This is a genomic window from Nonomuraea turkmeniaca (genome assembly GCF_005889735.1).
Taxonomy (GTDB): domain Bacteria; phylum Actinomycetota; class Actinomycetes; order Streptosporangiales; family Streptosporangiaceae; genus Nonomuraea; species Nonomuraea turkmeniaca.
Genome location: NZ_VCKY01000453.1, coordinates 1 through 3,279, shown reverse-complemented (window position 1 = coordinate 3,279; position 3,279 = coordinate 1). Strand labels below are relative to the sequence as shown.

At 69.5% G+C, this 3,279-nt stretch carries 4 protein-coding genes and 1 pseudogene; 4 read left to right on the top strand and 1 reads right to left on the bottom strand.

The features are described 5' to 3' along the window. Both ETD86_RS53435 and ETD86_RS53430 read left to right on the top strand, forming a co-directional pair. Nucleotides 1-350 (top strand): annotated as a pseudogene (locus ETD86_RS53435) (ATP-dependent Clp protease ATP-binding subunit ClpC); the annotation flags it as partial. Nucleotides 351-878: 528 nt separating this feature from the next. Next, nucleotides 879-1,817, top strand: a complete 939-nt coding sequence (locus tag ETD86_RS53430; RefSeq protein WP_138674242.1) for a sugar phosphate isomerase/epimerase family protein — start codon at nucleotides 879-881, stop codon at nucleotides 1,815-1,817. Between the two features lie 29 nt (nucleotides 1,818-1,846). Here ETD86_RS53430 and ETD86_RS53425 read toward each other — a convergent pair whose 3' ends face one another. Beyond that, nucleotides 1,847-2,317 (bottom strand): MarR family winged helix-turn-helix transcriptional regulator, encoded by a 471-nt coding sequence (locus tag ETD86_RS53425; RefSeq protein ID WP_211370914.1) that lies wholly within the window; start codon nucleotides 2,315-2,317, stop codon nucleotides 1,847-1,849. Between the two features lie 64 nt (nucleotides 2,318-2,381). Between ETD86_RS53425 and ETD86_RS53420 the strand changes: the two genes are divergently transcribed. Together ETD86_RS53420 and ETD86_RS53415 are read left to right on the top strand one after the other, a co-directional pair. Continuing rightward, nucleotides 2,382-2,759, top strand: coding sequence for a cupin domain-containing protein (locus ETD86_RS53420; RefSeq protein WP_138674241.1), 378 nt, complete (start codon nucleotides 2,382-2,384; stop codon nucleotides 2,757-2,759). A gap of 12 nt (nucleotides 2,760-2,771) precedes the next feature. Beyond that, on the top strand, nucleotides 2,772-3,188 hold the full coding sequence (locus ETD86_RS53415; RefSeq protein ID WP_170223800.1) for a cupin domain-containing protein: 417 nt from the start codon (nucleotides 2,772-2,774) through the stop codon (nucleotides 3,186-3,188). The last annotated feature ends 91 nt before the right edge of the window (nucleotides 3,189-3,279 follow it).

Genomic DNA, 3,279 nt, shown 5'->3' with positions numbered 1-3,279 from the left:
AGCTGACGCCGGCCGAGATCATCAAGATCGTGGATCTGATGCTCGCCCAGGTCGACGCCCGGCTGAAGGACCGCGACATGGGGCTCGACGTCTCGCCCGACGCCAAGCAGCTGCTGGCCGACCGCGGTTACGACCCGGTCATGGGCGCGCGTCCGCTGCGGCGGACGATCCAGCGCGAGCTGGAGGACTCCCTGTCCGAGAAGATTCTTTACGGCGAGCTCCGGCCGGGGCAGGTCGTGAAGGTGACGATCGAGGGCGAGGGCGACAACGCCAAGTTCATCTTCCGGGGCGAGTCCGCCTCGAAGGTCCCGGACTCGGCGGCTGCCATCGCGGCACCGATCCAGCACTGACGCCCGTTCCGGGCAACGAAAGCCCCCGTGTGGTCTTCACACGGGGGCTTTCGCGCGTCCGCGTGCACCCGCGCAACCGCGCCGTGCCGAGGCTCTCGGGGCGGCGCCGGCGGCAGCGGCCGTCGGCACTCGCCGTGCCGACGTACGCGCTGAGCTCGCTTCGCGCGGGCCAGGGCGCCCACGATCGGGCGATGCGCGGGCTTGTAGCGGCTCCTGTGGCGCGTCAGCCAGGCATAAATGGGACAAAACTGGGCAAAAGCGGCAAGGTTGGCGAATTTGGTCGTTGCGTAATTGTTGGTTGAGCGGCTATACCACCACCGCGAGTAGTACTACACTGCGTAGAGCTTCGCCAAGTCTCATCCAAGTGAGCCACAAGATCGTGTTCCTAGGTTGGGGACTGCTCCCGACGGAGTAGTCCGGAATCAACTCAGGGCGGACGCGTGCGCCACCCGAGAGCAGGCATGCTCGACAAGGTTCGCGCGTCCGGGCGGGCGACGGGAACACACAAGCAAGCCGTGGAGGAAACCGATGCGCCTGCGTCACGACGACGGAACGCTCGTGCACCTCGCCTACAACGCGGGTGTCCACCCTGCCGAGGACCTGGAGAACCTGATCGCGCACCTGACCCGCTACGCGGTCCCGGTGCGCAAGCGGCTGGGCGTCGAGCGGATGGGCATCGGGCTGTGGCTCTCGCCGACTGTCGCCGACCACCTCACGGCCGACCGCATCGAGCTCGTACGGCTGCGCCGCTCCTTGGAGGAGCGCGGCCTCGAGGTCGTGAGCCTCAACGGCACCGGCGGCCGCAACCAGGAGGTCCCCGGGCCCGACTGGGCCAAGCCGGAGCGGTACCGCTACACCATGGCGCTGGCCAAGATCCTGGCGTTCCTGCTGCCGGAGGACGTGCGGTTCGGCAGCATTTCGACGATTCCGATCGGCTGGCGCCGTGACTGGCCTGCCGACCTGCACGCGATCGCCAGTCGCCGCCTGGAGCGGCTCGCCCGTGAGCTGCGCGGGATTTACAGCGTCACCGGCAAGACGATCAGGGTCGGGTTCGAGCCGTGGCCCGGGTGTGTGCTGGAGACCACCGAGCAGGCTCTTGAGCGGGTGTGCGGGATCGACTCCGAGCACTTGGGCGTGTGTCTGGACGCCTGTCATCTCGCCTGCGGGGCCGAGGAGCCGGGGGCGGCGCTGAAGGGCCTGGCGGAGGCGGGGGCGCCTGTCGTCAAGCTGGGGCACGTGCACAACCACGCGGGCGACGCCACGAACACCGGCGCGGTGTTGCATGACACGCTGACGGCGATGTTGTCCGGCGCGGTGAGCGGGAGTGCGCACATCGAGGTCGAGATGCACAACCTGATCGTTCCCGGGCGGGCGAAGGGGCCGGGCGCGCTGGTGTCGCTGCTGGCCGAGGAGCTGGACTGGGCTCGCACCAACCTGACTGGCTTGGGTCTGCAGCTGGCCGCCTGAGCCGGCTCGGGTCTGGAGTTGGCCGCCTGCTAGAGGGAGCCGAACCAGCCTGGCATGTCCAGGCGCCACGGGTTGTCCGGAGTGAGTCTGCGTAGGTCCGACTCCAGGGCTCGGAGGCGGTCCTCGCCCAGCTCTCCCGCCCACCGGGCGCGCAGGGTGTCGAAGATGCGGGCCGAGCGGGCGAGCGCGTCCACCCCGTACGGGGTGAGGCGGACGATCTTCCGGCGGGTGTCGTGGGGGTCGGTGGTGCGTTCGACGTAGCCGATGCGCTCCAGTGCGTCGATGGTCTTGCCGGCCGCCTGTTTGGAGACGCCGAGCGTACGGCCCAGCTCGACGGCCGTGGTGCCCTGTGGCCCGATGGCCTGCATGACGAATCCGTGCATGGGGCGTATGTCCGGGTGGCCCTGCCTGGACAGCTCGGCATGGAGTTCGTCGATGAGTGCTCTGAACGCGAGTAGGAGGCGCAGCGGAAGTTCGAAGCCCGGGGCGTCGCTTGACACGATAGACAACCTGGTTAACTATATTGATGGACAACGTGGTTGCCTATCTTAGGGGGTTTTCAGGATGACGGTTATTCGTGCCGCCGACGCGCGGCGATCGGAGACGCCTGGCGGAGTCATGACGACGTTCGCCTCGCCGACACAGGGTGGGGCCGAGCGGTCACTGTGGCGGGTGGACGTCCGTCCCGGTGCGGCGGGCCCGGTGCACGACTTCGACGTCGAGCAGGTGTGGACCTGGATCGCCGGTGCGGCGACCGTGGAGTTGGGCGGTGAGACGTACACCGTGGCCGTCGGCGACACCGTCGTCATGCCGGCGCGGACGGTGCGGCGGGTGCTGGCCGACCCGGCCGCTGGCTACACCGCCGTCGTCACGGCCCCGGCCGGCGCCAGGGCCATGTCCGCCGATGGGGCCGATCTGGGCGTTCCGCCGTGGATCGGGTGAAAGGAGCGTCCGATGTCTGTTGTGCTGTCCGCTGACTCCCGCCGCACCGAGACGCCCAACGGCGTCATGACCACGCTCGCCTCCCCGACCCAGGGGCAGGCGGGACGGGCCGTGTGGCGGGTGGATGCCAGGCCCGGCATGGAGGGGCCGGTGCACGCGTTCGACGCCGAGGTCGTGTGGACGTGGATCGGCGGAGCCGCGGTGGTCGAGCTGGGAGGGGAGCGGTACGAGGTCGCGGCGGGGGACACGATGGTGTTGCCCGCGGACGTGAGCCGGCGGATGTTCGCCGATCCGGTACGCGGATTCGTGTCGATCGTGGTCGCGCCGCCCGGGACGCAGGTCTACAACCCCGGCGGAGTGTCGGAGCCGGACGCCTGCGACCTGGCGCCCAAGGGCACAGAGCGCGTCGTCCCGCCCTGGGTGAGGTAACTCGACGTCCCGCCCCGTGGCACCGACAGGCGTCCGCCCGGGGGAGGTCTGGGGTGCTGACCGCGCGGGTGTGGGTCGCGGAGTCTGGGTG

Excerpts from the sequence above, each read along its gene's own strand:
- ETD86_RS53420 (WP_138674241.1), top strand. The coding sequence starts at position 2,382 with ATGACGGTTATTCGTGCCGCCGACGCGCGGCGATCGGAGACGCCTGGC.
- ETD86_RS53430 (WP_138674242.1), top strand. The coding sequence starts at position 879 with ATGCGCCTGCGTCACGACGACGGAACGCTCGTGCACCTCGCCTACAAC.
- ETD86_RS53415 (WP_170223800.1), top strand. The coding sequence starts at position 2,772 with ATGTCTGTTGTGCTGTCCGCTGACTCCCGCCGCACCGAGACGCCCAAC.